Raw genomic sequence first — 25,991 nt, 5'->3', positions numbered from 1 at the left:
ATTGCCTGTAATCGTACAAAACATTTAAATTTGGCTGGTTATATGTCAAAATTCTGTTTTTGCGTGTTGCTCTCTCTTTTCCTCTTTTGTCATTAAATGACACGTGATATCATTTAAATGTATAAATTATGTCATATTTTGATAAATACGAATGGAGCGACACATGGCTTATATTCTTGTCTGGCCAACTCCGGAGTCAATATGGAAGGCGGCAGAGATATGCAGATCAAAAAATTTAGAGCCTGAAGTGGTTATAGAAACAGGCAGGCGATCTGTGGCCGCTACACTTGGCCACGTTCACCAAACCTGTAAAAATGCTGAAATCGTTATAGTGGCCCCTTTTGTCTGCAACGATGATGTTTGTTTGTATCTTCAGGCAATCGCCAAAGAAGGTGGGCGGGTTTACTGGTACGGTGAACCTGAACAACGGGTCGAAAAAAAATTGGCCCTTTGTTGCGGAAAAAAGTTTTTGCATCTATATCCAAAAAAAACCACATCACCATTGAAACAAGATATAATTAATTTTCTCAGGTATAAAATCACTTTAACTTTTCTTGGTGATGAAAACGGTGATGTTAATAGAGATGAGCTTAGAAAAGCAATCGTTACCCTGGCCAATGGTCTAGACTCCATTTCCTCTGAAGAAAAGCGCCTAGCTGATAAATTTTCAAAGTTCAATTTTCCTGCAATTGAAGGTAAGTCTGCTGATCTAATAAAGTTAAAAATGAACATTTACAGGGTAGCAAAGGCAGGATTAAACAATGTATTGCTTTTAGGAGAAACAGGAACTGGAAAGGAAGCCGCTGCATTTTTCCTCCATCACCTTGACCCTTGTCGGCGAGATAAAAACTTCGGTGCAATAAACTGTGCAGGCCTTAAAGAAGACTATTTAATATCTGAACTGTTTGGCCATGTAAAAGGAGCTTATACCGACGCAATAGATAGAAAAGGCCTGTTTGCTACATTAGACGGAGGCACCCTGTTTCTTGACGAACTACCCGATATGCCCCCGCGAGTCCAAGCAATGCTCCTGCGGTTTTTAGATAACGGTACATACACACCGATGGGCAGTGATCGGGATATGGTGGCAGACGTGAAGATAATTGCGGGTGGCCAGAATGAGTTGTTGCGAGAAAAAATACTATCGAAGGAATTCCGTAAAGATCTCTATTATCGCCTAGCTGGTAAGGTTCTTACTATTCCCAGCCTGAGAGATATCATTGATGATTTACCCACCCTTATTGATCACCTAGCTTACAAGATGGAAAAATCTGAGCAGAAACGAAGTGATACTATTCTATATTTCAATCAACGATTAGACGAACTGGAAGCTTATCATTGGCCTGGAAATATCCGGGAGTTGGCAAATTATGTCAGGAGAAGGTTAACGCTCGGAAAAGATGAAAATATTATTTTAGGCGAGCACGAATTCGAAGATAAAAGACTAGAAAATAATCATGGCTCTCTAAAGAAAAGAAAATATCAAGGATATTGTATTGATGTAACATTTAGCGGACTTTTCGATGATACAGCTATTGATAAATACAGAAGCAATAGCATAAAACTTGAGCCACCTGAAGGTGTGAAATCTAGATACATTAACCACGTATACAAATGCCTCAAGGACAAAGGATTGCCGAACTATCTAATTGCCGATAACCTTAATATATCTATAAATACATTAAAAAATAACATTAAACATAGGTAGTTTTTTTCTCTGTATACAGATTCAAAAGGATTACGACCAGAGATCAACCGGCAAAATGAAATGATTTTTTCAGATCGAACTCTCCATATTTTCAATCAAGATTAACAGGAGCAAGTGCGCCACGAGGCTGCACGAAAGATGAGGGTAGGTCCCTCGGGGTCGGCTTACAGGAGCGGGCTCCAAACCACCTTAAGCTGCTGTGGTAAAGAGCCATGGTGGTGAACGTTAAGGAAAAGGCCCGGCGTTGGATCGGGTCAGGTATGGATCATGGAGACGAATAACCCTGAACCACTGATGAGGTGTCGAAAATATAAGTTGCTGTCAAAACTGGGATCTTGTTCCAACCCAGGATAAGTTCGGAGGAAACCTGTTTTACTGTCCGAGCGGCGGCCGGCATAAAGGTGGCGTGAACATGATCTGGGCTTTCGTGCGGAACGTGGGAACCTGTCGTTCCGATGATAAGGGAGAAATCCAAGTTGAGGCCCCATGAGGATGAGAGTACCGATGCGGAGCACAGGGACGGATTACCTCGTAGTAGTGTTGAAGACTCTGTAATGGAGGTGGAGCGAAGGGGGTAACATGTCCATGATTGCTTTTGGGTCAACCAGAGATGGGAGGAACCTCGAAGTAATTCAAACCTCGGTTAAGAGGGGACATGAGGAGCCGGATGAGTTGAGAGGCTCACGTCCGGATCTGTGAGGGCCTGGGGGTGCGACTCCCCCGGGCTACTCGACTGTTGACTTCTAACGTCGCCCATAACCAGCAGCAATAAGCAGAGCGACGAAGGAACGCCGCTTTTTGCTTTCCGAGTTGATGGGCTTGTTAGCAAGAATTATTGGTCGAGTTCTGCTTTGATTCCTGAAATCATTGTGGATGTCCAATCTTGTCCGGTGATTTGAGCCCTCGCACGCTTCAGACTTTGCACCTCGACTGTGTACACCGGAGCACCATTATTTGTTGGACGTACAAAAATGCCCACAACCTCTCCCCATGTCGCCATGCCGACGCCCTTTTCGGCCCTTAATGTTCCGGATTCCTTATTACTATCAACGATTGTGAGACTGCGGCTTGCCGTTCTCACCACAGCTTTCCATATTTCGTCATAGCTCTTTCCGCGAACCTCAAAGGTTGAACCGCCGGTTCCAGGCTGCACAGTATCAATGGTTGCGCACCCAGAAATGGAAAGGGCAACAAACAAGTAAGTGATCCAACGCATCATTGGTAAATTCTCCTTCTTCGCTAACAGTGTTAATTGACCAACTGGCATCGTTACAATATGACAAAGTCAAAAAACAAACCTCTCTTTCCAGGTGAGCCGAGGAAGCCGGGCAACATATTTCCAATCATACTGGACTTTTCATTCGAAGAATCGAAAAGCAATCCACTGTTTCTACGGTTTCTCATTGGCTCGAATAAGGTCAAAGCCCTGATCTCAACCCTTCGTAACGATTCGGTCATTTAACCCCGGTTCGCATCTATTGATTCCCTGAGATCTTTACCGGCTTTGAAGAATGGCAGCTTTTTAGGCTTCACCGATATCGGGCTCCCAGTTTTAGGGTTTCTGCCGGTATACGTCTCATATTCCCGCACTGTGAAAGTTCCGAACCCGCGCAACTCGATATTATCACCTTTAACCAGAGTCTCGATCATCGTATCCAGAATCGTATTCACAATGGAGGCAGCTGTTTTGGGAGGCAAATTTTGATCCAGAGCAAAAGCTTCTATCAACTGTGATTTGGTCATAACGTATCCTGTAATTAGCGGGTTGTTATTTACTTGCACCTTTCTTCTTGGTTCGTGCATCGATGGATATGCGGAGGTTGGCCGGAATGCCTCTTTCTTTGCCAGACAAGGAACGCTTTTCTGAAAGTGCCTTTGCACAAAGTGGCTGACGTGCTGAAAATCCATATTTTTTTCGGTATTCTTTTGCAGTGAGGCCATGGGATCCTAAATGCTTGGGAGACAGCATTTTGAATTCCTGGCCACACTCAAGACAGACAACCTTATTTTTCTGAATTGATTTCTTCGGATCAACGGTTGGATTGGCATCTTCAGCCTCAGTCACTATATCTCCACCGGCTTCGGCGTCTTGAAGCGCTTTAAGGGCCTGAAAAGTGTCGTTCAAAGCAGTTTTGATTTCATCGGTGCTCATTTGCTTGCTGGTGATTTGCGATTGGATGATTTCGGCAGTCATCTGCACAAGTGTTTTGCTCATAAAATTGTTCCTTAATGAAATTGATTATTAATTATTATCTAATACAGGAGTAACCCTGACTGTTAGCATAACAGAATTTAACTGATACTGTTTTCAAATTTTTACTAAATATGCAACCAATTATATTTTGACAAGCAGCAATCAAACGATATAATTTCTTTATTCCCATTTCATTCACGCCAATGCGGAAGAAACCCGCACCCTGCCACAGAACTGATTCAAGTAGCTGGCGAATCCACGAGGAAATAAAATTGAAACTACTCAACATCCTTTTCTTATTAATTTCATTAGTATTATCTCCTGCTTTCAACGATTCCTCGCAGGCGGAAACCATCACCGCTAAAGTTGTTTCTGTTACTGACGGTGACACAATCATTGTGTCTGGTACATGGAAATCACTAGAAATTCGTTTTTTTGGAATTGATACCCCTGAAAAAAGTCAAGCATTCGGCCAAGAAGCCAAAGATTTCACCTCATCAATGTTATCAGGGAGGAAGGTACGTGTAGAGCCAATAACTAAAGACCACTATGGTAGAACCGTGGCCATGGTGTACGCGGATGACATCAATTTGAATGAACAGATTGTCGCCCAAGGGTTTGGCTGGATGTATCGGAAATATTGTGAGGAAAGTTTTTGCTATGACTGGCTGAAGCTAGAAGAAGCTGCGAAGGCTGCACATAAAGGGTTGTGGGCAGATGCCAACCCTGTACCTCCTTGGGAATTCAGACACGAGCAGCGAAGCGGTGGAAGCAGCAGTGCAGCAGGCGTTGCATTACCGTCTGGCAACCCTCAAGCTTTACCAACTGGATCAGCTGAATATCACGGCAACGTCAATAGCCATGTTTTTCATGGCCCTGGCTGCGTTGATTACAATTGCAAGAACTGTACAGTGAGATTGAAATCAGCCCAAGAAGCCATAAATGCTGGCTATAGGGCGCATAAAGAATGTGTCAGGTAAAAAGGATATTTCATGGCAACGTTACCGGCATGAAATTCCAAGCACCTGGGTGCAAGGCTTACAACTGCAAGAACTGCACATCGTCTTTCGGATCAAAGTTGGAAGCTGTTGCAGCAATGTATACGCCGTGCGGGTTATGTGAAAACCATGAATCATTTCCGTGCGAGAAGTGCGTAGAATTGACGAGAACGCATGTTAGCAGCCAGATTGGTACGTTATGTTGCGTTTAGCTAAAAATGGAAGAGATAGCATTCTCTTTGCTGTTTCGCAGTCAAGGTTGACAGTCTATATACGTAACAGATCCTATTTTTCCTTTTAGATTAATCTGTTACTTGCGTCTATTCTCTACCCTTCACATATGATCTGTCAAGATTATTTGCCACCTCGATGGTAGCTCTGTCAAAGTCTGATTCCGAGAATGGGCCTCTACTTATTGCTCGTCGGAGGAATTGGGCTTTGGCAGAGCGGATTATGACCTCGAACTCTCTTCTAGCGGATTGCCCAAAGCCCTTTCAGTGATCACTTCCATGGCTGTGAAGTAATCTTGCTGTACTTTCAGATTTGACAACTTACTGTAACGCTGAGTGGTTTTGATCTTAGTATGACCTAGAATTTCCTGAATGCTCACCAAGTCTGCGTCGGCATTGAGAAGCTGTGTTGCCATAGTATGCCGAAACCTGTGACAGGTAACAGGAATCTCACTAATTTTTGCGTAGTATTCTACTCGTTTCTGTATCGCGCGAACCGATATGGGCTTGCCACGACACCGACCTTTTTCAGCCAGGAATATTCGACTTTCCTTTGTCACAGACCTGTGTTGCAAATAGACCGCCAAAGCACTAGCTGCATCGTTACTGATGAAAACTATCCGATCTTTTGCGCCCTTACCATTTCTGACCATTATCCGGCTGCGTCTGTAATCAATGCAATCGAGAGATAAATTCGCAATTTCGTTAACCCGTAAACCACAACGGAGCATCAGCATAAAAATTGCAAAATCCCGCTTATTGGAAACGAATCTAAAAAATCCCTCTACCTCATTATCGGTTAAATATCTGGGAAGCGGTCGTGATTCCTTGAGCAGGAGACCTCCGATAACTGGATTTTCTAGGATGATATTCTCCTCATCTACCAGATAATCATAAAACAGCCGGATACTCGACAGGTGACAGTTGATGGTACGTGGGGCTACACGTTTTTCAAGCAAGTAGTCAATATACAATCTAATCTCCGCCACAGTCGTCAATTCAACAGCCGTTGAAACCCAACTGAAAAATCGCTGCAAGCGGTGAAGATAGTTTTTAATCGTGAGAGGAGAAAAATTTTTTCTCTTCAAATACTGCCTGTAATTCAGGATTGACTCTGTCATATTCATGGCGACCTCCCTGCTCAATAACTGCCATAGCTTTGAAGTAGGCTTCTTCCTGTGTAAAGTTCGATATCCTTGCATATCGCAGTGTCATGTCAATGTTCAGATGCCCCAGAAGTTGCTGTAAAACTTCCACTCGTAATCCAGCATTCAGCATATTAGTTGCGTAGGTATGTCGCAAAGAATGGAGGCTGTACCCTTTGTGTTCAAGTCCGGCTTTGTGAATAACGCTTTTCATCATCTTCCGCGCTCCTGCATAGGACAGTGATTTCCCCTTGTAACCGTAGAAAAGGTATTCATTAGCCGGGTCTCTGATCGACAGCCACGCGTTCAGTGCCTTCTCTGCTGTGTTGCCGTAATAGACAACCCTACCGTGTAAATTTTTCTCGCCGACGTACAATAAAATTTTTCGTTCTGATTGTACGATATCTGGCAACCGGAGGTTGAGGAGCTCGCCTATTCGCATCCCTGTATGAAGGAGTAAAAGGATAAGAGCTCGATCCCTGGTGTTAGTTACAGTTTGGAGAATTTTGTCCACATCTTCTGCTGGAATTGCTTTGGGGAGAATCTCTGGCAGTCGCAACCGGATCTTTTTCAGCAGTATATCTGCGGGAAGTATATCGTTTCTGACCAGATAATTGAGGAAGGAATATACCGTATGCAGGTGCTGACGGACTGAGTTGATCTTTAACCCACGCTCCTGCTCCCGCTCGACGTATTGAGCAATATCTTTCCTGCTGATCTGCTCAATATGGTGCCGTCCTAACCCATTGAAAAACAACAAAAAGGAATAAAGAGTCCTGCCTGTCTGCCTGATCGAGGATATCGAGTGATTACTACGGTATTTGCTGTAAAGATACGAAACGACGTACTCAAAACCAGGGAGGCTACTTGCTTCTAATCTGTCTGCAGCCCTGTTGAGTGCTCTCCGTCTTTCACTGGGTTGGTGAAAATAGAGAGCGCCGGCGCTAGGAAAGGAGAATGTTTGTAATGATTCAGCTTCAAAAATGGGGCTATCCTGAAGCGGAATGAATAAAGAATGGTTGGTTGAGTAAACCGAACTAAGCCATTCAGTGGGGTAATAATTGTTCGAAAAATCGAGTGAATTGGCCATCACATCCTCCTTCTCTCTTCGAAAAAACAGGATTTTGACAACCGTATTTTATCACTTTCTCGGTCTCAATTTTATTACGTATATACTTAAGCAATGTTGACTTTTAACGTTGCCATAAAGCGCGCCGCTTTTTTGGCGTCGCTTTTGATGGCTTTGTTAGAAGTCTTATTCGCTGACATATATAGCTTTACCTGAAACAGTCTTAGCTGTAACTGGTATAGCATACATATATCCCGTTCCATAACCACCTACGACTGTTGATGTGCTCTCACCAGTAGCGCCCAATAAAACTCCATTTGCACCAAGCTTTGCCGCTTGATTTTTGAGTTCTTGTACAGCGTAATCCACTGATCCTTGTTCGGTCCATCCAGCATCACTTGACGCATTAACTATACCTATGACCTCAAACTTAGCTGGTGACTCTAAGTACAGTTTAACCTGGCTTGGTTCCAATGGCGTTCTTTTAGTTCCAGTTACGATTGCCGATCCAGATGCGCACGCAACCATTGATATAGCCAGTAATGAGACAAATATGGTTTTTATGTTGGAAATACCCATTTACGGCTCCTTTGACTTCTAACAGTGTTATTAAGCCAATTTACCGAACAATTAACCAACTAAGGTCAAGCAAGAAAACAAAACAATATCAAAATTTTACATGTTTGACCAAGCAGCATGGTTACAATATGACAAAGTCAAAAGACAAACTGCTCTTTTCCAGCGAGTGAGGGAAGCCGGTCAACATGTTTCAGAGCAATGTTGACTTTTAACGTCGAGGTGTGGCACCGGATACCGGGAGCGCCACTCCGCAACAGGGTTAAGGGTTATAGTTACGATGGTCATTTCGACTCAGAGCGGGTAGCCGGTTGTTCACCACCGCCTTGTTCGGCAGTTATTCGTCAAAGGACCTCCACTTCCGGTGGTCTGTTTGAGGCAAACTAAGAAACCGAATACATTTCTCCAAATGCTGCAGCATTTGACAGCAACGATGGCGAAAATCGCGCTCTTCCCTGTCGGTCGTAGGGCTTGCGACGCCCGTAACCGTGGACGCTTGAATCGTTCGCCGGAGTGCTTCAGTCAGTTCTTCCGCTTCATTTACGTTATACTTCCATCGATGATCGATCTCTTCTATCCCGACCCGAAGCGAGTCGATAGATTCTGGGTTCACGATCTGTCGCTCGGCATAAAGAATTTCGTGTTGAAGCGCGTTGAAGACTTTTCCAAGGGATGTCGACGTAAAAAAATCATCTCCATTCCTCGAAAACATTGTGTTGGTGATAGTTTTGAGAACCAGTCCTCGAAGATCATCCTCGTTTGCGATGCTCCTCAGCCCTGCATACAAACCCAAAAAATATGCTCTCTCCATCAGTGCTGAGCGTGTGACCCATGATAGGTCCGCATCTGGTCGGATCGCCTCCTTTGCAGAAGCGACTGCAGCGTCGACTTGTTTCTTAGAGATCATGTTTGTTTTCCGAACGTTGAGCTAACCGGCCCGGCGTTGTTTGCCGGGTCCGAGCGGAGTGCAACGGAGCGTTGTTGAGCGCCTGGTTAGATTTTTTTATTTTGCAATAATAAATTCCTTCTCGAAGGTAGCTCTAGCCCAAGCTTCGCCCTCTTTAGTGAATGGTGTGTACAATCCGATATCATTAATTCCGATTTTAAGATGATTCAGGCAAATTTGAAATAAATGAGTTGCAACCCCGGTTTTTCGATATTTTTTATGAAACCAAATTAACCCAAGAGACCATATGGGACTGTGTTCTTTTAATTCTTTTTCAATCTTTTTATCATATTCATCCCACGTATATTTCGAAACATAATCTCTTTTCTCAAAAATTGCAAAACCCACAACTCTTACATCGGAAACATAAAGATAGAGATGGATATCTCTAGAATCAGCTGACTCACTTTCGTGATAGATCGGCCCATCATGTTGCAATTCACGATTCGCTATTTGACCTATTTTTCTTGCTCGAACCCGTTCTTGATGGTCGGATAGATTATTGACAAGAATGATCATGTTCTTTTCTTGAGACCAGATCATATTTTAAGTTTCTAATCTGGTTGTTAGTAAACCGTATTCCAAATTATCACTATTCAAATGATCCATAATTTTATCTAGATGTTTTTTTCAATAATCTAACAGTATTATTAAGCCAATTTTCCGAATTTTAAACAAGCTGGAGTCAACTCATAAAACAACATAATATCAAAACGCTGATGGATTGAGCAACATACATTGTATCAATATGACAAAGTCAAAAGACAAACTGCTCTTTCCCCACGAGGCAGGAAAGTCGGGCAATATTTTTCCTGATTATCGACAGTGAGACCGAGAAACGAAAAGGTTGACCTTATCCCCGCGTATCTTTTTTTGAGTATTTTTCAGATTTGATCGAAACCAAAATACGTGGCGTGCAGATTGAATCTCAATTTCTACATATCAACGAAAACAGCCCTCTTCGTTGTTTTCTTCTCTATCCTAATCGGATGACGATTCCAATTTTCCCAATCTTTCTTCCAGCATTTCCAACCTCCTAACCATATGTGAAGTTTCCTGCTTTGCTTTCATGGCGCGGTAGAAGGCATCGGTCATTTCATTCAAGAGGTTGCTGTACTCAGTTTCAGAGTGGAGTACCTCCAAAAAACGCTGCAAGGCTTCGGATTTCGTTTTATCCGAAGGCTGATCATGCCTCTCACCACTGGATTGTGCGTCATTTGAAGGCCCAAGCCGTGAAAGTCCTTGGCCCTGTACCACCTTCCCTTCCTCAACCGCCCGACCGAGGGTGAGCATCGCTTCATACGTTATGCCGAAGTGATCGGCAATTTTGAGACGGATCTCCTCGGCCGCCGGCTTTCTCCCCTTGGTGACAGCGTTGAGATAGCCTCGATCAATGTTCTGTGCCCCGGCAAGGCGCACTTGGGCGCCTCTTCCCTCCTGATGAAGCAAGAAATTCAAGGCGGCCCGGAACTGCTCTGCGATTGCGTTATTCATGTCACAAACGATAGAGCATTTGCTCAATAAATAAAAGCCGAGAATACGTCTGGGCCGAAAATGTGAGGGGGTTGCATATTCTTCGGTATTGGCGTTTGGTTTAAATCTCATGGCGCGAGCCTAATTTTGCTCGTCATTTTAAACCTATAGCGCAATAGCGTTTGAGGAAACCGTTGCCATGAAATCCTTCTGCTGCAATGCTTGTCGACGAATCAAACCTGCAAACCCAAGGAACCCCAACCAACAATACTGCAACCGTGCTGACTGCCAGCGAGCAAGAAAAAGAGAATGGCAGCGAAAAAAAAGAGCCACTGATCCCGATTACCGACAAAACCAGATCGACTGTCAGAAACGATGGCGGGAACGCCATCCCGATTACTGGCGAGAATACCGGAAAAGGAAAAAAGGCTCACCGCCATCACCTGAACCGCCCGCTGCAAAGATGGACGGCTCACCTGCATATTTCTTCGTCGTTCCAGGAAAATGCATACACGTTCCTGTTCCTGGCAAAAATATCAAGATGGACGCGTTCCAGGCCACAATCGTTCCTATTCCAACCAGTTGCGACCCTGCAAAAGACGACATTATAGGCAAGTTCGCTACATTTGCCTACGATCTCATGAAGGACAACGGACAGATTCAAACCCAGTCCACCTTTTCCCCATAGCAACAATTTTTCGCATCAGCAATCAGCCCCTCTGCGTTGCCTTCTTTGGGGCAATGATTGCGTAGAAATGCATGGTGAAAAATTGAGCACATGCTCATCACTTGAGCAATTGCTCAATTTATTCAATAAAAACAGTATATTGTCGTTATATTTTTCTTGACGTCACCTAAAATTTAATCCAAATAGTTGACTATGAGTGCAACTAAAGAGCGGATCACCCAAAAGCAGCTTGCCCTCCGGGCGGAAATATCGCCCGACTTTTTCAGCCATATCCTCCACGGCAGAAGGCCCTGCCCGAAAGCGGTGGCGGTTCGCCTCGAAATGGTCACCGGTATCAGCAAGGTTATCTGGATCTGGGGCACTCCTGACCAGATTCGCGCAGCAGTTCACAAGGTATGTGCCAATGATACGAAACACGTCCATCACGATCGATGAAGCGGCTCAACTCGCCAAATGCAGCTATCACACCATTCATCGGGCAATCAAGAGAGGTGATCTGGCGGCTTACAAGCCAGGTAAAACCGTTTTGATCCTGGAGGCAGACCTGAATACCTGGTTTGAGAGCAAGCGCATTCGAGCGGTGAAAGCAGGTAGGCCGCGTCGAACCATCGAGATTCGTGAACGGTAACCCTCTTCATCCCAACAATTTTAAGAAAGGAGGCTGTTATTTCACACGAATTCTTTCCAACAGAACCAGAGGCGAGCAACCTTCTCCAGCATCGATGCTTTGATTCCCTCTCACCGGAGATGCGACAGAAGATACAAGCTATTGAACAAATCCCTCTATTACCCGATTGGCCGGAGAAGACTCGCGGCATCCCCAATATATGCCTGCGTTCCGCTCTGTTCGGGGTGATTAAAAGGGGACGGCGAAAAGCCGTCAAAAAGGAACTCATCGCATCGCTCAAGGGGGTGACGATCCAATACACCGGATGGCGATTGGACCAGGGCGATTTCGACGTATTGGCGCAAGCGCTTCATTTTCAGGCCCGTGAACCTGCCCCGGAGAAGCGACAATTTCTCCGTATCAAGGTGAAGCCCTTTCTTGCGGCCATAGGACGCCAAGGCGGTAAATCAGGGCGGGAGTGGCTCAAGGATTCACTCCGACGACTGACAGCCACCGCCGTGGAGATCAAAGTCAACCTTAAACAGGGCTTTCATAGAGGGACTTTCTCCTATGCCGGTTCATTGGTCGACGAATTTTACTTCAGCGATGAAGACCAGTCCTACATCATCAGGATCAATCCCAAATTGGTTGGTCTTTTCGATGTCGGATGGACCCAGGTGCAGTGGCAACAAAGGCTGCAACTCAAGACCGATCTCGCCAAGTGGTTGCATGGCTTTTACGCGAGTCACAGAATGCCCTATCCGGTGAAAATCACCACATTGAAGCACCTGTGCGGGTCGGAGTGCGCTCGCCTGGTTGACTTTCGCCGGAGCCTGCGAACCGCCATGAACGAATTGATTGAGGCCGGCGCAATTCTGGGTTGGGCAATTGATCAGGAAGACAAGTTGAACGTGGTTCGCCTCTCCCAGTCACCTCTGGAGAGAGGGGGCATAGCACTCACACCTGGGGGGCATAGCACTCACATTCAGGGGGCATAGCACTCACACCCGGGGGCATTACACTCACAAAAATGGGGGCATAGCACTCACATTTTGGGGGCATAGCACTCACAGTTGCTCAATTTTTTTCGCCTCCAACCCCTTGCAAAAACAAGGGTTTTTTCGGGGCCGGCAGACCCTCTAATCATCTTTAATCTTTTTTTAATCATAAAAGAAAAGGGCGAAAAGCCCCGGTCGCACCATGAACGCTCCGAACGCCAACCAGTCAACCGCCAACCACGAGATCTGGCAAGCAGCCATTGGATGGGTCCGTTCCCACATGCGAATTGTCCACTGGGTGGCGAGACCCTATCTCCCGTACATGGCGGCGGATGAGGACGACCTGTTTCAGGAGGCAACCATGGCTGCTGTTCACGCACTGATCGTGGTGCAACAGAAAAATTCTCCCCAGAAGCTGACTCCCTTCTTCCGGGTCATCTTTAAAACGCACTGCCTCAAAATGGCAGCCGGTGTCCAACCGGTACACTCTGCGCACGACTACCTGCTTTGCACGGCCTCTCGGGAAGAAGAGGAATACCTCCCCGAACCATATCCTTGTGAGATCGAAGAAGCCCTGCAGGTGATCGATGGTCGAAAACGGGAGATCTGCTCCTGGATACTGCAGCAAGAGCTGCCAGTTACCACCCTGGAGGCGGCTCATCAGTTCAAGGTCAGCCGACGCCAGGTTTGCCGTCTTCTCAACCACACCCTTCTTCAACTCACCGAGGCCGCCTGATGAACAACGACTGCCCCACCATCACCAAATACGCACAACAATCACCCATTCCGAGGAAGATCCTGCTGCTCCTGAAGCGGGCGGCCATCATCCAGGAACCGCTCACCCAAGAAGATCTGATCGGCCTGCAGCTAATGGAACAGGTCTGGGGCAACAAAGCTGTCCTTCGCTCGCAGATCTCCCGGATGTCGGTCAATGCGAGGAAAAAATTTGTGCAGACCGTGGCCTTGAATTCGAAATGGGAACGCTATGCCTATTCCCGCTACTTCAACCAGAAATCAGGGAACCGTCTCTCCCTGCAGCAGGTCATCGAAGAAATCCAGACCACCTTTCGGTTCGAACTGACCACGCATCAAATCATTCGGATACGAAAAATTCGCACCCAAGCGCAGGTCGCCCGGCATCGGGAAAAGAAAAAATCGGACCAGTCCGAACTCTTACGAAGCACAAACTAAGAAATAAGAAACAACGTTTATTGGCAATTACCCAACCCGGCAAGACTGCACCTGCATCATTTTTTTGCCCAAAAAAGGTCACCACCCCGGAAAAAAGAGAGTGAGGAAACTATGAACGCTCAGATGATCTGCATATTGATGGTTGGCCTGCTTCTCAACGCCTCCCTGCTTACCGCAAGGGAGATTCGACAGGAGCGCTTTTCTCTGTTGAGCGAGACCGTGCGCTTGGCTGACCGGGAGACCTTCATCCTTACCAGCACACCCAACCACCGCCAGCCTGCGTGCGAGGAAAGGACCGCAAAGGCCAAGGATGGTTGTGTGCTTCCGGTGGTGCATTTCCAACTCGGCAGCACTGAGCTGTCGCAGACCGAGCAAGAATCTCTACTGGCAGCCCTGGCCCAATGCAACATTGCTCCGGAGGCTGGATTGATCGTCACCGGGCACACCTGTTCGCTGGGGACGGAAGATCGCAACCGTATCCTCTCCCAGCAGCGGGCGGAACAGGTGGCCGTGGTTCTTCGTGCCAATGGTTTCACCGTCTCGAAGGTCGAAGGAAAGGGCTCGTATTACCCGCTACCTGGAACTGAATTGGCCAACAACCGGCGAGTAGAACTCGCCATCATTCAGCCTTAACCTGCCTGAACGGCAGATACTTCAAAAAATCTCTTTGGAGGAGACTAAGATGAAACGCTTCCGCAAACGTTTGAACATGGCAACCTGGATGGCCGCCGTACTGCTCTCCCTGATCAGAGCGGGCAATGCCTTGGCCATGACCGTGCCGGCGACCGGCTCCTTTGCCTATGACCTCTACGACATCGGCGTCAACCAGATCTTGCTTGGCCCGGTGGGCTTCACCGGCGGGGTGGCCTGTATGTGCGTGGCTGCCATCCTTGCCATCCGGCAGATGATCCTGCCGGCGGCCGGTGTGGTTTTGGGCGGGGCTTTTCTGCTCCGGGCCAACACCGTGGTCGAGACCATTGGCGCTTTAATCTGCTGAGGGGAACATGGCCGGCTCATCCCGAAAATTTCCCCAGTACCTATCCCGACCCTTCCAGGTGCTATGGTTTGAGGTCGATGAGCTGGCCATTTTTCTGTTCACCCTCACGGTGGCCCTGATCTACGGGGGCCTGGCCTGGATCGTCTTTGTTGGCATCCAGTACGGTTATATCCGAACCAAACGGAGCAAGCCGAGAGGATTTCTCAAGCACCTGCTTTATGCCTGCGCCTTGCTGCAGATGAAAAACTACCCCGGCTACTTTGAACAGGAGTTCCACGAGTGAAACTCAACACCTATGTGCAACACAGCAGCAACCTCTTTGCCCACAACCGGTTACTCCAGTTTGTGGTCATCGCCTTGACCGTCTGCCTGATGTTCACCTCCTTCATGGCCTACCGGGCGGTACGCTATCAGAAGGTGATCCTCATCCCGCCGCAGATGACCGGCACGGTGGAGTTTGTCCAGGGCAAACCAACGGAGGCCTACATCCAGGATATCGGCCGGCGGATCGTTTCCCTGGCCACCACCTATTCGCCCAGTACGGCACGCAAACAGTTCAACGAACTGCTGGTCTACTACGCCCCCGAGTCCTACCCCGAGGCTTCCACCCTCTGGTACTCGCTGGCCGGCCGGATCGAGGAGTCCCAGGTCAGCTCGGTGTTCTATCCGCAGATTCTGACCATGAAGGACAACCGCATCGAGGTGTTTGGCGATCTGAAGCAGTACACCGGCAACTCTCGACTGGAAAACACCACCCGAACCTATTTCCTCGACTACCAGATTCGTGACGGCCGGTTTTCCCTGCTGGCCTTCAAGGAGAAGGAACAATCCGGAGAAGAGAGGAGTGAACGATGAAGAGATTGTGCCTTTCCATCGGCTATTTATTGCTGACCACCGGCCAAGCCTTTTCAGGCGAAGGCGTTCCTGCCGAGGTCCCCACCATGGTGGAACTCTCAGCCCGGGAGATCAACCGCATCGTCTGCCCCGGGCAGATGAGCGATCTGATCTTCTCTGAAGAGAAGGGGCTGACCGGCCACTTCTCCGGCAACAATGCCTTTGTCAAGTTCACCGCCGAGGAGATGGCCGGCAAGCTCAAGTACAGCAAGGAGCCCAGCGAGATTTACGCGGTCTGCAACGGCTCGGTCTATACCATCATCGGTGCCCCGGCTGAGATCAATGCGGTCACGGTCCGCCTTGCCCTGCCCAAGAGCGAGACCGTGGAGAAGAACATCGCCCGCTACAAGAACATGCCCCTGGAGAAGCATGCGCTGCAACTCATCCAGGAGGCCTACGATGGCGTCTTCCCTTCTAGTTATCAGGTGATCGACAAGAAACAACCTGTGCACCTCTGCCCGGACCTTGACCTCGTCCGGCAGCAGGTGGTCGAGATTGAAGGCGTCGGCCTGCGGCTCAAGTCCTTCAAGGCCACCTCCCGGTCGACCACGGATCTGGAGCTGGCCGAGAAGACCTTTCTCGCTGCCGCTGTCGGCAACCCGATTCTGGCGGTGGCCATCGAACAGCACAACCTCAAGCCCAAGCAGTCGACCCGGGTCTTTGTGGTGGAACGCAAAGATGTGCCTGCCGCAACCATGGCCACCCTTGATGGCGGAGTTGAGCCATGAAGATCAAGGAACGGTTCAATCGGCTCACACCGGCACGGAAGAAGATCGTCATCTGGTCGCTGATAGGCGCCGTCCTCCTGGTGCTGGTGGTGACCGGCTACAACTCCAGATCGACGCACCCGCCCAACCAAAGCAATGAACGCGGCCAGAATACCCGGCTTGACCCGGATCTGATGGAGAAGACCATTGTCCGCGAGTACCGGCGCAAGCTGGAAGAGCTTGAGGGGCATGTCTCCACCATGCAACGGGATCTGGAACGGGGCCGGAAGGATCTCGAAGCGACTGAAAGGAGCAATCAGAAAGCTGCCAGGGAAAAAGAACTGCCCAAGATACCCGAAGCCGGCGAGATCGAACGCGGCAAGGCTGCCTTTCCTCCGCCCCTGCAGCAACCTGTGGCCGGAGGTGAGGAGAATCCGCATATCGCACCTGCCTCCAATCAAAAGGACAAAAAGCGGGTCGGCAAGATCACGGTGGTCAAGAACGATAGCCTGCCCAAAGGGGATACCAAGAAGAAAGGCCGGACCGTGTACCTGCCGCCCTCATTCATGGAGGCTAACCTGCTGACCGGCTTTGACGCGGCCACTTCGGGCACAAGCAAGAACAGCCCGGAACCGCTGCTGCTGCGGATCAAGACCCCGGCGGTCCTGCCCAATGACATCAAGGCCGAACTCTCCGGCTGTTTTGTGGTTGCCGAGGCGGTCGGCCGGCTCGACAAGGAACGGGCCGATGTGCGGCTGGTCTCGCTCTCCTGCCTGAGCAACGAAGGCAAGGCGGTGATTGATGCCCAGGTGAAGGGCTTTGTCACCGATTCTGATTCCAAGGTAGGGATCTCCGGCCGGGTGGTGTCGCGCATGGGCGCGGCCACGGTCCGGGCCATTGTCGCCGGTCTGTTCGAAGGCGCCGGTGATGCGCTCAAGTCATCGGCTACGACCACCTCAACCTCTGCTCTGGGCTCCACCTCGACCATCGACGGCTCCCAGATCGGCAAGTCCGCTCTGGGCACCGGCCTCTCCCAGGGCGCCCAGACCATGAGCGATTTCTACCTCGACCTGGTGAAGCAGACCACCCCGGTGATCGAGGTCGGTGCAGCCAAAAAAATCACGGTCATCATCTCCGAGGGTAAGGAGTTGGAGATCAGGGACATCAAGAACAATGAGTTTGCCCAACAGTAAACGAGGATATGCCATGATGAGAATAATCGCCTACCTCGCCGCGCTTGTCCTGGTCTCGGGCTGTGCCGGGGTCAAGGATGCGGTCAATCCCTATGAGGAGAACTTCCGCTGCAAAGCCAGGGACAGTGAGGGCAAGTGCCTGGATACGCCGACGGCCTACAAGGAAGCCCGGCTTCCTGACAATCAGGGTATTGAAACAAATTCAATCAACATTTCCCAGATCGAGGCCCAAAACAGCCGTTACAAGGCGCTGACTGATCTGCTGGAAGCACCGGAAACTCCGGTGCTCAATCCGCCCAAGATCCTGCGGGTACTGCTGCTCCCTTACCGGGGGGAAAACAACGAACTGTTCATGACCCGGTACGCCTATCTGGAGATTGAGCCCTCCCAGTGGGCGCTGACCGAGGTCAGTGAGAAAAAGCCATGATCTCCCTGCTGGAAAAAATCGGCTTGGGTCCTGGCGCCCACCTCAAGCAGGCGGACCTTGAGCAAATGACCAGCCGGCATCCGTTCTCCGCCTACCTGAACTATCTGGCCTACGACTATAACCTCGACATCTACCTCAACCAGGATTGCAGTCTGGGCATGCTCTGGGAATGCACCCCGCTGACCTTTGCCGGTCCCAAGGCCCTGACCTCGCTGGAAGGGTTATTTCGGGCCGGCTTGCCCAAGGGGAGCGTGCTCCAACTGATCCTCCATGCCGACTCCCATATCGCCCCGACCCTGGAGGCCTACCGGGAAAGTAGAAAAGTGGCAGACATCATTGTCCGCACAAGTACGAATCAAATTGTCGATTTCATGGAAAAAGGACGCAGAGGTCTTGCCGCCTGCTCCAACATCCCGGTGCGCAACTTCCGCCTATTCGTTGCGGTCAAACTGCCCGGCGACACCCCGGAGGCGCCGAATCCCGAGGACTTCATCGACCGGGAGAGATCCAAACCCCTGCAGGACATCAAACGGCAGATCACCGAAACCCTGAAGGCGGCGCTCCTGTCTCCGCGTTCCATGCAGCCGGGCGACCTGCTCGAATGGGCGCGGCGGTTATTCAACCATTATCCGGCCAGCTATCCAGAGCACAACTTCACCAGCTACAACGACACCATCCCCCTTCGCAAACAAATCCTCAACGCTGACACCGTGGTGCGGGAGGCGGGTGACCATCTCCAGGTGGGGGATAATTTTTTCTGCTGCACCACTCCCAAGACCATCCCCACCCAGGTCGACCCCTTGCAGACCAATGCACTCTTTGGTGGTATCTGGGGCCTGGTGTCGGATATGGATCAAATCAAAACTGGCTTCCTCTACACCCTCAATATCCTCTTTGAGCAGGGACTGGAAACCAGGATCCACGCCAAATGCAACCTGCTCCTCAATCAGCAGGCGGTCGGCTCGTTGTCTCCCTTGCTGCGGAGAAAGCAGGAGGAGCATCTGGAGGCAACCGACGCCCTGGAGCACGGGGTCAAGTTCGTTCGCATCATCCCCATCCTCCTAGTCTGGGGCCGGGATCTGGAAGGGGCTCGCGAGTCCTGCACCCGGGCACGGCGGATCTGGGAGGATAACGGCTATGTCATGCAGCAGGATTCTTTCATCCTCAAAATCCTCTTCCTCTCGGCCTTACCCTTCGGCCTCTACACCACCGGCAAGAATATCGACAACCTGGAGCGGGATTTCATCGCCCCGGTCCCTTCAGTGACTCCCTTGCTACCCGTCCAGGGCGACTTTGCAGGTACCGGCGGGGTACCGAAGCTGATCTTCACCGGCCGCAAGGGCCAACTGGTCAGCCTGGATTTCTTTGCCAAAGGGGCTCCCAACCACAACACCGTCTGCTGCGCCACCACCGGCTCGGGCAAGTCCTTTTTGGTCAACTTCCTGGCCTTCAACTACTACGCCTGCGGTGCCCTGGTGCGGATCATCGACATCGGCGGCTCGTATAAAAAAATCGCCAACATGCTGGGCGCCCGCTATCTCGATTTCCAGCCGGGCACCACGGTCTGCCTCAATCCCTTCACCTCCATCCAGGAGCCGGACGAGGAACTCAAATCGGTGACCGCCGTCTTTGCCCAGATGGCCTACTCCAATTCGGACACTGAGAAGTGCGACGACACCGAGCTGAACATGATCCGCAATGCGGTCCGCTGGGCCTGGCAGCAGAAGGGGCAAGAGGCCGATGCCGATGCGGTCTATGAATTTCTCGCTAAGTTCCCTGGGGTACCGGCGGCTGATTTCGACTCGATGAGCGACAATCCAGCCTTGGTTGAAGTTGCACGAAAGCTGGCCTTCAACATCCGCGAGTTCACCAGTCACGGCTTTCACGGCAAGTTCTTCACCGGCCCCTCCACCTTTGACATCCACCGCGACGCCTTTGTTGTCCTGGAGCTGGAGAATCTAAAGATTCAGCCTGATCTCTACCGGGTCGTCACCCTCCTGGTGCTCAATGCGGTCACCCAGGATCTCTATCTCTCTGACCGGTCCCGTTCGCGGCTGATCATCTTTGACGAGGCCTGGCAGTTCTTGGGCAAGGCGGCCATGTTGGGGCCAGTGATCAACGAGGGGTACCGGCGTGCCCGCAAGTACAACGGCAGCTTCATGATTATCACCCAGTCGATCCTTGATCTGGACAGTTTCGGCGAGGTGGGCCGGGTGATCAATGGTAACTCGGCCTTCAAGATCTACCTCGAATCCTCGGACTTTGATCAGGCCCGCAAGCAGGGGTTGATCGAGTATGACGATTTCGTTCTCCAGCTGCTGAAAAGCGTCAAATCCAATCCCCCCAAATACTCGGAGATCTTTTTCGACACACCTTTTGGTCTGGGTGTGGCCCGATTGGTGGTCAATCACTACGACTACTTCATCTACACCTCCAAACCCGCCGAGATTGCCGCCATCGAGGCCATGGTCAAGAGTGACCTCACCTATCACCAAGCCATCCTGGAGATGGTTGCCCGGAGGGAGCAGGATGCGATTTAAACTGTTGCTCTGCATGTGGGCAGTGACCTGCGTCACGCAGGCGTTGGCAGTGCATACCCGGTTGGAGAGTGCGGGAAAGACCTATCCCATTGTTGAGCAGGATATCCGTGAAGAGTTCAAGCAGAAGGCAACCGGCATAGATATTGACGCCCTGTTTAACACCCATAACCGCTATCAGCCGGCCAATCTTCACCCGCTGCCCCGGGCAGCGAGTGATCGGGTGTTCACCGTGGACCTGACCCAAACCCTGGAGCGCGACATCAAGGATAGCCAGGGCAACCTGCTCTATCCCCAGGGCTTCACCTTCAATCCCTTGCAGTATGCTGGGCTTACCGGTGGGCTGGTGGTCATCGACGGTAGCGATCCGGAGCAGATCCAATGGTTCAAGGGTTCTCCCTATTTCCAGAATCACCGGGTCACCCTCCTGCTGTCCGGCGGCTACGCGGCCCAGTTGAAGCAAGAGTTGCAGCGTTCGGTCTACTACCTGACCCACGACACTGCCGCCCGACTCCAGCTCAAGGCAGCTCCTTCCGTGGTGATCGAGCAGGACAACAAACTGACGGTTCGGGAGGTGCGCCTTGCCGCAAAGCCTTAGCAGGATGCTCGCTCTCTGCCTGCTTCTCTTGATTCCATTCCCGTCCTTTGCCAAATCGGGAACGTCTTTTAATTCGATTACGGATATCGATTGGAACGAAATCGATTTCACCATCGAAGGAGTATGTATCTGCCCCCGCCCACCACCCGTTTTTATGGAGACCGGGATAATCGTCAGTTACTGGGAGCCTTTTCTCCTGCTGGACACCTCATCGATTGCCTTTTATTCGGCGATGCTGGGCCGTTCGGTTGGAGGAACCTTGACCGATGAACTGGGGGGCAAAAACAAAAGCTCGGATGCGGTCGATCTGGCCAACGAATCCACCTTTGCCCAGTCGCATGCCTTTCTCTTGCCTCTGATGCGCGGGATCTGTCAGCGTAACGACTACGGAACCTGGTGGAGCGAGTATGACCCGCTCTGGCAGAATGATGAACTGGCGGCCTTGCTCACCCCCGAGGTCTCCCTTTTTGCCAACAAGGCAATGGTGATGAGTTGCATGGCCGATGCCACTGCCGCCAATGCCGGCTGGCCGCTCGATGCCATGCCCTGGTGTGTCGGTAGTGGCGGATTGGCCTATCCCTTGACCGGCCATGTCGATAACGACAACATCGTCCAGGCCAATGCCACAGCTGCCTACCGAATGCTCTACAAGCTCAATCGTATCGGCATGATCTGTGACGCATCTCCGCTCTGTGGCTGTATGCAAACCCCAGTCTGGATCAAAAGCAACTACAAGATGAACGTGGCCAGGCCCGGAATTCGGGGAGTGCATCCCATCGGCCGGGCTACTTCCCTGTATGACTCCGGACTCAATCCGCCCTACATGGGCGCCTTGGGTTCCAACGACGAGTTCCTCTGGGTGGTCTACCGCAAGCAACGGTGCTGCACATGCTGCGAATAAGTTGGAGGATACTTGCCGTAGTGCTGATAATCGCCCTCTTTCAAGGCGAGTGGGTAGTCTTGGCAAAAGAACGAAAAGAAACCCGAGAACTGGTGGATAAAGCGGTCGAACAAGCCAGAAAAACCAGTGCGTCAATGCCTCTTCCTGAGAATGTCCATAAACAGAAAGGGCAGGAAGAAGCCCGGCAAGCGGTGGAACAATTCCACGCGCCTGACTTTCAGGAGAAGCTCCGTTGCCAGATGGACAGGATCCAGCACGGTGGGCCACCGCAGGAACAGGCAATAGCGCCACAGGGAAAAGGTGCGCTTAACATCCAGGAGTCGCTCTACCTCTTCCTTTCCAGTTCCGTACCCGAGAGCCTAGTGAACCGATACCTGATCGATATTGGCCGAACCGGCGAACAACGGATTGTGCCGGCCCTGTTTGGTCTGCCGCAAGGATTGGAAGGCAGGCGCTTCAATGCCGACTATTTTAACCGGGTAATGCACACCGATCCGGGATGTAGGGATACACCCGAATCTCCCTGTCAGCGGCTGGAAATACCGCTACGGGTCAACCCGGAGTTGTTCACCCGATACAACATCATCGAGGTACCGGCACTGGTCTATGACAACGGCCAGAATTCCTGGTCGATCCATGGGGAAGCGGAGCTGGCCTACCTGCTGGAAAAGGTTGGCAAGGCGGCAAACAATTCCGCTTTGGCTGGCATCGGTGCCAAATTGCGAGGTAACCAATGAACGAACCAATAGAAGTACGTGACGAAGAAAGCAGGGCAACAGTTTCTCCCGGCTACCTGGAGGTGATCGGCATTGTCCTGGTCATTGTTCTGGTAGTGGTCTTTTCCTACGACCGCTTTTTGGTCCCCAAGGTGAAGGTGGCTGATCTGAAAGGATACCTGCAGGAACAGAAGACCTTGCTCGCTGCCGGGACAATTACCGAAGAGCAGTGGAAACGAAATCTCGACACCCTGGAACAGGTGTTCCAGGAACAACCACCTCACCAAATGATCATCCTCAAGGATGTGGTGCTTCATCATGATCCGGATACTGAAATCAAACTCAAATAGACCGCTCTGGCCGTTGAGCCGGCGAGAACAGGCCGTGACAATCGTCTTTCTCGCCTTCCTCCTGGTCGGCGCCTGGCTGCCCGGACGGATTACCGTGGCCACCAGTGGTTCGCTGGAGCATCGGGTCTTTTTTCTCCTGCCAGCCCCCGCCAAGGTGGAGCTGGGCGATTACCGGGTCTTTCGTCGTCAGGATCTCTCGCAGGTGCGGTCAGGACTGCGTGCAGATCATGGCCAGATGCTCAAGAAGGTCGGTTGCCTTCCGGGCGAGCAACTGACCACCGACGAAACCCACCATTTTTTCTGCAATGGCAGGCTGCTGGGGCAGGCATTGGAAGCGGATAGCAAGGGTCGATCCTTGCCCCAATTTTCCTTCAACGGCCCAGTTCCGGCGGACAAACTGTTCATGGTCGGCACTCATCCTCGCAGTTATGACAGCAAATACTATGGGTTCATTGATGTTCACGAGATCAGCCATCAAGCGCTGCCGCTTTGGTAGCGTGGGCTTGAGTCTGGTGCTGCTGGCGGTGCCGGCCTGGGCCGGAACCGCCGTTCCTCCCACGACCACCAACTTCTACCAGGAGAGCAAGCACGGCTGGTTCTGGTACGAGGATCCGGCTCCGGTTGAGGAGGACAGAGAAGAACCGGCCACTGTGCCCACAACCTCCGCCACCATGTCGCGTGATGTATCCCTGGCCCACTATTCCACGGAAACCCTGTGGAACATGCATCCGGATGATTTCCAGCAGTTACTGAACGGCCTGCAGAAGAAGGCGGTCCAGTTTCCGACCGAGCAGAATATTCTTGAATATCTCTCCATCCAGGACATCGCGCGGCGCAAGGCCCTGGCCTACGCCAATGCGGCCCAGTTCGTCACCCAGAAGCGGGCGGACCTGTTCAACATCAACCAGGTCTATCCCACCTCCAGCCCCGGAGCGGTCGCCCGGGTACAGATGCAGCAGGAGGAGATAGGCGAGACGATCAGCGAGGCCAGGAATGATCATGCCCTGCTGTTCTTCGTCGCCCCTGGTTGCGGCTTTTGCGAGAAGCAGGCCCAAATCCTGGCCTACTTCGTCGACAAATACGGCTGGCAGGTCAAGCCGGTGGATATGGAACGTGAATCCAATATCGCCCTGCGCTTCAACATCACCACTACCCCGACCTTGCTGCTGATCAGGCAGGACCGGGAACAGTCCATGCCCATTGCCACCGGCGTGGCCACGCTGCCGGAGATCGAGCGCAACCTCTACCAGGTTATCCGCTCCATGCGTGGTGACACCTCCATGGAATCGTTCACTACCTATGAGTTTCAGAAAGGCAGTGCCCTGGATCCAACCTCGATCCTGAAAATTCAGACACCCTGGCAAGGGACCGGTCCAACCAACAAGTCATCCACGAGGCCATCGCCATGAAAAAAGCACTCCTTTCCACCATTCTCGCGGTGACCATTTCCGCCCAAACGGCGCAGGCAGGCTGGGTCGACGACTGGCTGCAGCAGCAGGCCGGCAGCACGCCCAATTACTTCAGCGGGCAACAGCGAGGCTATTACTCCGGCGGCAGTTTCTCGGGCCGCTGGCACAGCACGGCTGAATACCCCGTCACCGTGGAGGTGCCCCGGATCAAGAGCGGCTGCGGTGGTATCGATGTATTCATGGGCGGCTTCAGTTTCATGAACACCGATTACCTGGTCAACAAGCTCCAGGCCATCCTCGCCGGTGCACCGGCGGTGGCCTTTGATCTGGCTTTGAAGACACTATGCGAACAGTGCTCCAACACCATCAAGAACTTCGAGGCACTGGCCGACAACCTCAACTCCATGCAGTTGGATGAATGTGCCGCCTCCAAGGAACTGGTGGGGATCGTGGCCAATGAAAACGGTTTTCACTCCTCCGAGGTGATGCGGGAGAAGCTCGGCACGGCCATCAAGGAAAACAAACTGGTCAGCGGCACCGCCGAGATGTGGGATATTCTCACCAAGCAGGACCGGGCCAACAACAATCAGCCCCAGCCGGCGGATGTGGCTGATGTGACCAGCGGCTGCAATGCTGAAATAACCAACATCTTTCTCGCCGGTGGTTCGCTGCTCGCCAATGTCGGCTCGCGGATGAGTATTCCGGCCAGCCATATTGATCTGATTCGTGGATTGGTGGGTGACGTGCAGTTGGAAGGCCCTGCCAATGCCTATCGAATTTCTGCCATCCCACCTTGTCCGCAGAACAATCCGGACGACATCAAGGCCTTCACCGAAGGAGCGGTTTACATCAAGAGTACAACCAGCACTTGCAGCCAGATCAATGATGCCAACCGGGATCTGGTCACCCATGTCAGCACCACTCTGAACAGCATTGCCGACAAGGTGGAGAATAAGGGTGCTCTTACTACCGCCGAGCAGACCTTTCTTGAGTCCAACCCGCTCGCCACCCTGCCGATTCTCAAAACCGCAGTGGGCACCAGCACCAGGGCGACGATCATCCCCGGCCTGGCGGACATCACCGCCAAGGCCTACAGCCTGCAGATGCTCTCCGATCTCTATCTCCGGGGTGAATCCATTGCCGCCAAGGCCAAGGAGGTGCTGGAGAAGAAAGCCGGGCCTTCCACCGGTCAGGGACCGGAGAAGTGCGCCGCCGTGCTCTTTGCCGAACATGCCGACCAGAGTATTACCGCCATGTTGGCGCGAATTCGCACCTTGAAAGAGGCTGCCAAGACCGGCTATGTCGCGGCGGCGAACGAGATGAACACCACGGTCGCCTATCTCAACCACATGCAGCGGATGGAGGTGCAGATGGCCGCCGAGATCACCCGGCGCTACGGCAAGGACCTGGCCGCGAGGATGCAGTTGTGATGGTAAAAG

31 protein-coding genes are annotated in these 25,991 nt (G+C 51.2%); 22 read left to right on the top strand and 9 right to left on the bottom strand.

The genetic code is table 11. The features are described 5' to 3' along the window. The first annotated feature begins 163 nt into the window (after positions 1 to 163). Complete coding sequence (locus ACHZCX_RS14635) at positions 164 to 1,708, top strand: sigma 54-interacting transcriptional regulator (protein ID WP_319587951.1); 1,545 nt, start codon at positions 164 to 166, stop codon at positions 1,706 to 1,708. 832 nt (positions 1,709 to 2,540) lie between these two features. Here the strand turns inward: ACHZCX_RS14635 and ACHZCX_RS14630 are convergent. From ACHZCX_RS14630 to ACHZCX_RS14620, 3 genes are all read right to left on the bottom strand, one after another. Then, complete coding sequence (locus tag ACHZCX_RS14630; protein ID WP_319587950.1) at positions 2,541 to 2,927, bottom strand: hypothetical protein; 387 nt, start codon at positions 2,925 to 2,927, stop codon at positions 2,541 to 2,543. Positions 2,928 to 3,166: 239 nt separating this feature from the next. After that, complete coding sequence (locus ACHZCX_RS14625) at positions 3,167 to 3,451, bottom strand: HU family DNA-binding protein (RefSeq protein WP_319587949.1); 285 nt, start codon at positions 3,449 to 3,451, stop codon at positions 3,167 to 3,169. 25 nt (positions 3,452 to 3,476) lie between these two features. Next, entirely contained in the window at positions 3,477 to 3,923 is a 447-nt protein-coding gene (locus ACHZCX_RS14620) for a MucR family transcriptional regulator (RefSeq protein ID WP_319587948.1), read from the bottom strand. A 251-nt stretch (positions 3,924 to 4,174) separates the two neighbouring features. Here ACHZCX_RS14620 and ACHZCX_RS14615 point away from each other — a divergent pair, with 251 nt between their 5' ends. Then, positions 4,175 to 4,882: a thermonuclease family protein gene (locus ACHZCX_RS14615; protein ID WP_319587947.1), complete on the top strand. Its 708-nt coding sequence runs from the start codon at positions 4,175 to 4,177 to the stop codon at positions 4,880 to 4,882. Positions 4,883 to 5,351: 469 nt separating this feature from the next. Here the strand turns inward: ACHZCX_RS14615 and ACHZCX_RS14610 are convergent, their stop codons facing one another. The 6 genes from ACHZCX_RS14610 to ACHZCX_RS14585 form a co-directional block, all read right to left on the bottom strand. Then, a complete protein-coding gene (locus tag ACHZCX_RS14610; RefSeq protein ID WP_319585388.1) occupies positions 5,352 to 6,257 on the bottom strand; it encodes a tyrosine-type recombinase/integrase in 906 nt (301 codons plus the stop codon). After that, positions 6,184 to 7,365, bottom strand: coding sequence for a tyrosine-type recombinase/integrase (locus tag ACHZCX_RS14605; RefSeq protein ID WP_319585389.1), 1,182 nt, complete (start codon positions 7,363 to 7,365; stop codon positions 6,184 to 6,186). The genes ACHZCX_RS14610 and ACHZCX_RS14605 overlap by 74 nt, the downstream gene beginning before the upstream one ends. Before the next feature lie 165 nt (positions 7,366 to 7,530). Beyond that, positions 7,531 to 7,923, bottom strand: coding sequence for a hypothetical protein (locus ACHZCX_RS14600; protein ID WP_319587946.1), 393 nt, complete (start codon positions 7,921 to 7,923; stop codon positions 7,531 to 7,533). A gap of 334 nt (positions 7,924 to 8,257) precedes the next feature. Beyond that, a complete protein-coding gene (locus ACHZCX_RS14595; protein ID WP_319587945.1) occupies positions 8,258 to 8,827 on the bottom strand; it encodes a hypothetical protein in 570 nt (189 codons plus the stop codon). Positions 8,828 to 8,923: 96 nt separating this feature from the next. Then, a complete protein-coding gene (locus tag ACHZCX_RS14590) occupies positions 8,924 to 9,385 on the bottom strand; it encodes a GNAT family N-acetyltransferase (protein WP_319587944.1) in 462 nt (153 codons plus the stop codon). Positions 9,386 to 9,847: 462 nt separating this feature from the next. Further along, positions 9,848 to 10,471, bottom strand: coding sequence for a hypothetical protein (locus ACHZCX_RS14585; RefSeq protein WP_319587943.1), 624 nt, complete (start codon positions 10,469 to 10,471; stop codon positions 9,848 to 9,850). 86 nt (positions 10,472 to 10,557) lie between these two features. Here ACHZCX_RS14585 and ACHZCX_RS14580 point away from each other — a divergent pair, with 86 nt between their 5' ends. The 20 genes from ACHZCX_RS14580 (at position 10,558) to ACHZCX_RS14485 (ending at position 25,982) form a co-directional block, all read left to right on the top strand. Continuing rightward, complete coding sequence (locus ACHZCX_RS14580) at positions 10,558 to 10,950, top strand: hypothetical protein (protein ID WP_319587942.1); 393 nt, start codon at positions 10,558 to 10,560, stop codon at positions 10,948 to 10,950. Positions 10,951 to 11,430: 480 nt separating this feature from the next. Next, complete coding sequence (locus ACHZCX_RS14575) at positions 11,431 to 11,655, top strand: helix-turn-helix domain-containing protein (protein WP_319587941.1); 225 nt, start codon at positions 11,431 to 11,433, stop codon at positions 11,653 to 11,655. Positions 11,656 to 11,774: 119 nt separating this feature from the next. After that, a complete protein-coding gene (trfA, locus tag ACHZCX_RS14570; RefSeq protein WP_319587940.1) occupies positions 11,775 to 12,632 on the top strand; it encodes a plasmid replication initiator TrfA in 858 nt (285 codons plus the stop codon). A 202-nt stretch (positions 12,633 to 12,834) separates the two neighbouring features. Then, entirely contained in the window at positions 12,835 to 13,368 is a 534-nt protein-coding gene (locus ACHZCX_RS14565) for a hypothetical protein (protein WP_319587939.1), read from the top strand. Then, positions 13,368 to 13,823: a hypothetical protein gene (locus ACHZCX_RS14560; RefSeq protein ID WP_319587938.1), complete on the top strand. Its 456-nt coding sequence runs from the start codon at positions 13,368 to 13,370 to the stop codon at positions 13,821 to 13,823. The genes ACHZCX_RS14565 and ACHZCX_RS14560 overlap by 1 nt, the downstream gene beginning before the upstream one ends. Before the next feature lie 111 nt (positions 13,824 to 13,934). Continuing rightward, complete coding sequence (locus ACHZCX_RS14555; protein WP_319587937.1) at positions 13,935 to 14,456, top strand: OmpA family protein; 522 nt, start codon at positions 13,935 to 13,937, stop codon at positions 14,454 to 14,456. Positions 14,457 to 14,505: 49 nt separating this feature from the next. Next, on the top strand, positions 14,506 to 14,820 hold the full coding sequence (locus tag ACHZCX_RS14550; protein WP_319587936.1) for a hypothetical protein: 315 nt from the start codon (positions 14,506 to 14,508) through the stop codon (positions 14,818 to 14,820). A 7-nt stretch (positions 14,821 to 14,827) separates the two neighbouring features. Next, the gene (locus ACHZCX_RS14545; protein ID WP_319587935.1) at positions 14,828 to 15,103 is read left to right on the top strand and encodes a type IV conjugative transfer system protein TraL; all 276 of its coding nucleotides are present in this window, start codon (positions 14,828 to 14,830) and stop codon (positions 15,101 to 15,103) included. Further along, the gene (locus ACHZCX_RS14540; protein ID WP_319587934.1) at positions 15,100 to 15,675 is read left to right on the top strand and encodes a type IV conjugative transfer system protein TraE; all 576 of its coding nucleotides are present in this window, start codon (positions 15,100 to 15,102) and stop codon (positions 15,673 to 15,675) included. The genes ACHZCX_RS14545 and ACHZCX_RS14540 overlap by 4 nt, the downstream gene beginning before the upstream one ends. Beyond that, the gene (locus ACHZCX_RS14535) at positions 15,672 to 16,442 is read left to right on the top strand and encodes a type-F conjugative transfer system secretin TraK (protein ID WP_319587933.1); all 771 of its coding nucleotides are present in this window, start codon (positions 15,672 to 15,674) and stop codon (positions 16,440 to 16,442) included. The genes ACHZCX_RS14540 and ACHZCX_RS14535 overlap by 4 nt, the downstream gene beginning before the upstream one ends. Beyond that, the gene (locus tag ACHZCX_RS14530; RefSeq protein ID WP_319587932.1) at positions 16,439 to 17,614 is read left to right on the top strand and encodes a TraB/VirB10 family protein; all 1,176 of its coding nucleotides are present in this window, start codon (positions 16,439 to 16,441) and stop codon (positions 17,612 to 17,614) included. Before ACHZCX_RS14535 ends, ACHZCX_RS14530 begins: the two co-directional genes overlap by 4 nt. Positions 17,615 to 17,627: 13 nt before the next feature. Then, complete coding sequence (locus ACHZCX_RS14525; protein ID WP_319587931.1) at positions 17,628 to 18,041, top strand: TraV family lipoprotein; 414 nt, start codon at positions 17,628 to 17,630, stop codon at positions 18,039 to 18,041. After that, the gene (locus tag ACHZCX_RS14520; RefSeq protein WP_319587930.1) at positions 18,038 to 20,581 is read left to right on the top strand and encodes a TraC family protein; all 2,544 of its coding nucleotides are present in this window, start codon (positions 18,038 to 18,040) and stop codon (positions 20,579 to 20,581) included. The genes ACHZCX_RS14525 and ACHZCX_RS14520 overlap by 4 nt, the downstream gene beginning before the upstream one ends. Beyond that, entirely contained in the window at positions 20,571 to 21,176 is a 606-nt protein-coding gene (locus ACHZCX_RS14515; RefSeq protein ID WP_319587929.1) for a hypothetical protein, read from the top strand. Before ACHZCX_RS14520 ends, ACHZCX_RS14515 begins: the two co-directional genes overlap by 11 nt. Further along, positions 21,160 to 22,077, top strand: a complete 918-nt coding sequence (locus ACHZCX_RS14510; protein WP_319587928.1) for a TraU family protein — start codon at positions 21,160 to 21,162, stop codon at positions 22,075 to 22,077. The genes ACHZCX_RS14515 and ACHZCX_RS14510 overlap by 17 nt, the downstream gene beginning before the upstream one ends. Next, entirely contained in the window at positions 22,065 to 22,814 is a 750-nt protein-coding gene (locus ACHZCX_RS14505) for a TrbC family F-type conjugative pilus assembly protein (RefSeq protein ID WP_319587927.1), read from the top strand. Before ACHZCX_RS14510 ends, ACHZCX_RS14505 begins: the two co-directional genes overlap by 13 nt. After that, positions 22,811 to 23,143, top strand: coding sequence for a hypothetical protein (locus ACHZCX_RS14500; RefSeq protein ID WP_319587926.1), 333 nt, complete (start codon positions 22,811 to 22,813; stop codon positions 23,141 to 23,143). Before ACHZCX_RS14505 ends, ACHZCX_RS14500 begins: the two co-directional genes overlap by 4 nt. Positions 23,144 to 23,177: 34 nt before the next feature. Continuing rightward, the gene (locus tag ACHZCX_RS14495) at positions 23,178 to 23,639 is read left to right on the top strand and encodes a S26 family signal peptidase (protein WP_319587925.1); all 462 of its coding nucleotides are present in this window, start codon (positions 23,178 to 23,180) and stop codon (positions 23,637 to 23,639) included. Then, positions 23,599 to 24,552, top strand: coding sequence for a conjugal transfer protein TraF (locus ACHZCX_RS14490; protein ID WP_319587924.1), 954 nt, complete (start codon positions 23,599 to 23,601; stop codon positions 24,550 to 24,552). Before ACHZCX_RS14495 ends, ACHZCX_RS14490 begins: the two co-directional genes overlap by 41 nt. Then, positions 24,549 to 25,982, top strand: a complete 1,434-nt coding sequence (locus tag ACHZCX_RS14485) for a conjugal transfer protein TraH (RefSeq protein ID WP_319587923.1) — start codon at positions 24,549 to 24,551, stop codon at positions 25,980 to 25,982. Before ACHZCX_RS14490 ends, ACHZCX_RS14485 begins: the two co-directional genes overlap by 4 nt. Positions 25,983 to 25,991 lie beyond the last annotated feature (9 nt).

Source organism: uncultured Desulfobulbus sp. (assembly GCF_963662935.2).
Taxonomy (GTDB): Bacteria; Desulfobacterota; Desulfobulbia; order Desulfobulbales; family Desulfobulbaceae; genus Desulfobulbus.
Note: the sequence above shows the minus strand (reverse complement) of the source record. Positions and strands in the feature narration are given on the sequence as shown.

Excerpts from the sequence above, each read along its gene's own strand:
- ACHZCX_RS14635 (WP_319587951.1), top strand. The coding sequence starts at position 164 with ATGGCTTATATTCTTGTCTGGCCAACTCCGGAGTCAATATGGAAGGCG.
- ACHZCX_RS14630 (WP_319587950.1), bottom strand. The coding sequence starts at position 2,927 with ATGATGCGTTGGATCACTTACTTGTTTGTTGCCCTTTCCATTTCTGGG.
- ACHZCX_RS14625 (WP_319587949.1), bottom strand. The coding sequence starts at position 3,451 with ATGACCAAATCACAGTTGATAGAAGCTTTTGCTCTGGATCAAAATTTG.
- ACHZCX_RS14620 (WP_319587948.1), bottom strand. The coding sequence starts at position 3,923 with ATGAGCAAAACACTTGTGCAGATGACTGCCGAAATCATCCAATCGCAA.
- ACHZCX_RS14610 (WP_319585388.1), bottom strand. The coding sequence starts at position 6,257 with ATGAATATGACAGAGTCAATCCTGAATTACAGGCAGTATTTGAAGAGA.
- ACHZCX_RS14605 (WP_319585389.1), bottom strand. The coding sequence starts at position 7,365 with ATGGCCAATTCACTCGATTTTTCGAACAATTATTACCCCACTGAATGG.
- ACHZCX_RS14600 (WP_319587946.1), bottom strand. The coding sequence starts at position 7,923 with ATGGGTATTTCCAACATAAAAACCATATTTGTCTCATTACTGGCTATA.
- ACHZCX_RS14595 (WP_319587945.1), bottom strand. The coding sequence starts at position 8,827 with ATGATCTCTAAGAAACAAGTCGACGCTGCAGTCGCTTCTGCAAAGGAG.
- ACHZCX_RS14590 (WP_319587944.1), bottom strand. The coding sequence starts at position 9,385 with ATGATCATTCTTGTCAATAATCTATCCGACCATCAAGAACGGGTTCGA.
- ACHZCX_RS14585 (WP_319587943.1), bottom strand. The coding sequence starts at position 10,471 with ATGAGATTTAAACCAAACGCCAATACCGAAGAATATGCAACCCCCTCA.
- ACHZCX_RS14580 (WP_319587942.1), top strand. The coding sequence starts at position 10,558 with ATGCTTGTCGACGAATCAAACCTGCAAACCCAAGGAACCCCAACCAAC.
- ACHZCX_RS14575 (WP_319587941.1), top strand. The coding sequence starts at position 11,431 with ATGATACGAAACACGTCCATCACGATCGATGAAGCGGCTCAACTCGCC.
- trfA (WP_319587940.1), top strand. The coding sequence starts at position 11,775 with ATGCGACAGAAGATACAAGCTATTGAACAAATCCCTCTATTACCCGAT.
- ACHZCX_RS14565 (WP_319587939.1), top strand. The coding sequence starts at position 12,835 with ATGAACGCTCCGAACGCCAACCAGTCAACCGCCAACCACGAGATCTGG.
- ACHZCX_RS14560 (WP_319587938.1), top strand. The coding sequence starts at position 13,368 with ATGAACAACGACTGCCCCACCATCACCAAATACGCACAACAATCACCC.
- ACHZCX_RS14555 (WP_319587937.1), top strand. The coding sequence starts at position 13,935 with ATGAACGCTCAGATGATCTGCATATTGATGGTTGGCCTGCTTCTCAAC.
- ACHZCX_RS14550 (WP_319587936.1), top strand. The coding sequence starts at position 14,506 with ATGAAACGCTTCCGCAAACGTTTGAACATGGCAACCTGGATGGCCGCC.
- ACHZCX_RS14545 (WP_319587935.1), top strand. The coding sequence starts at position 14,828 with ATGGCCGGCTCATCCCGAAAATTTCCCCAGTACCTATCCCGACCCTTC.
- ACHZCX_RS14535 (WP_319587933.1), top strand. The coding sequence starts at position 15,672 with ATGAAGAGATTGTGCCTTTCCATCGGCTATTTATTGCTGACCACCGGC.
- ACHZCX_RS14530 (WP_319587932.1), top strand. The coding sequence starts at position 16,439 with ATGAAGATCAAGGAACGGTTCAATCGGCTCACACCGGCACGGAAGAAG.
- ACHZCX_RS14525 (WP_319587931.1), top strand. The coding sequence starts at position 17,628 with ATGATGAGAATAATCGCCTACCTCGCCGCGCTTGTCCTGGTCTCGGGC.
- ACHZCX_RS14520 (WP_319587930.1), top strand. The coding sequence starts at position 18,038 with ATGATCTCCCTGCTGGAAAAAATCGGCTTGGGTCCTGGCGCCCACCTC.
- ACHZCX_RS14515 (WP_319587929.1), top strand. The coding sequence starts at position 20,571 with ATGCGATTTAAACTGTTGCTCTGCATGTGGGCAGTGACCTGCGTCACG.
- ACHZCX_RS14505 (WP_319587927.1), top strand. The coding sequence starts at position 22,065 with ATGCTGCGAATAAGTTGGAGGATACTTGCCGTAGTGCTGATAATCGCC.
- ACHZCX_RS14500 (WP_319587926.1), top strand. The coding sequence starts at position 22,811 with ATGAACGAACCAATAGAAGTACGTGACGAAGAAAGCAGGGCAACAGTT.
- ACHZCX_RS14490 (WP_319587924.1), top strand. The coding sequence starts at position 23,599 with ATGTTCACGAGATCAGCCATCAAGCGCTGCCGCTTTGGTAGCGTGGGC.
- ACHZCX_RS14485 (WP_319587923.1), top strand. The coding sequence starts at position 24,549 with ATGAAAAAAGCACTCCTTTCCACCATTCTCGCGGTGACCATTTCCGCC.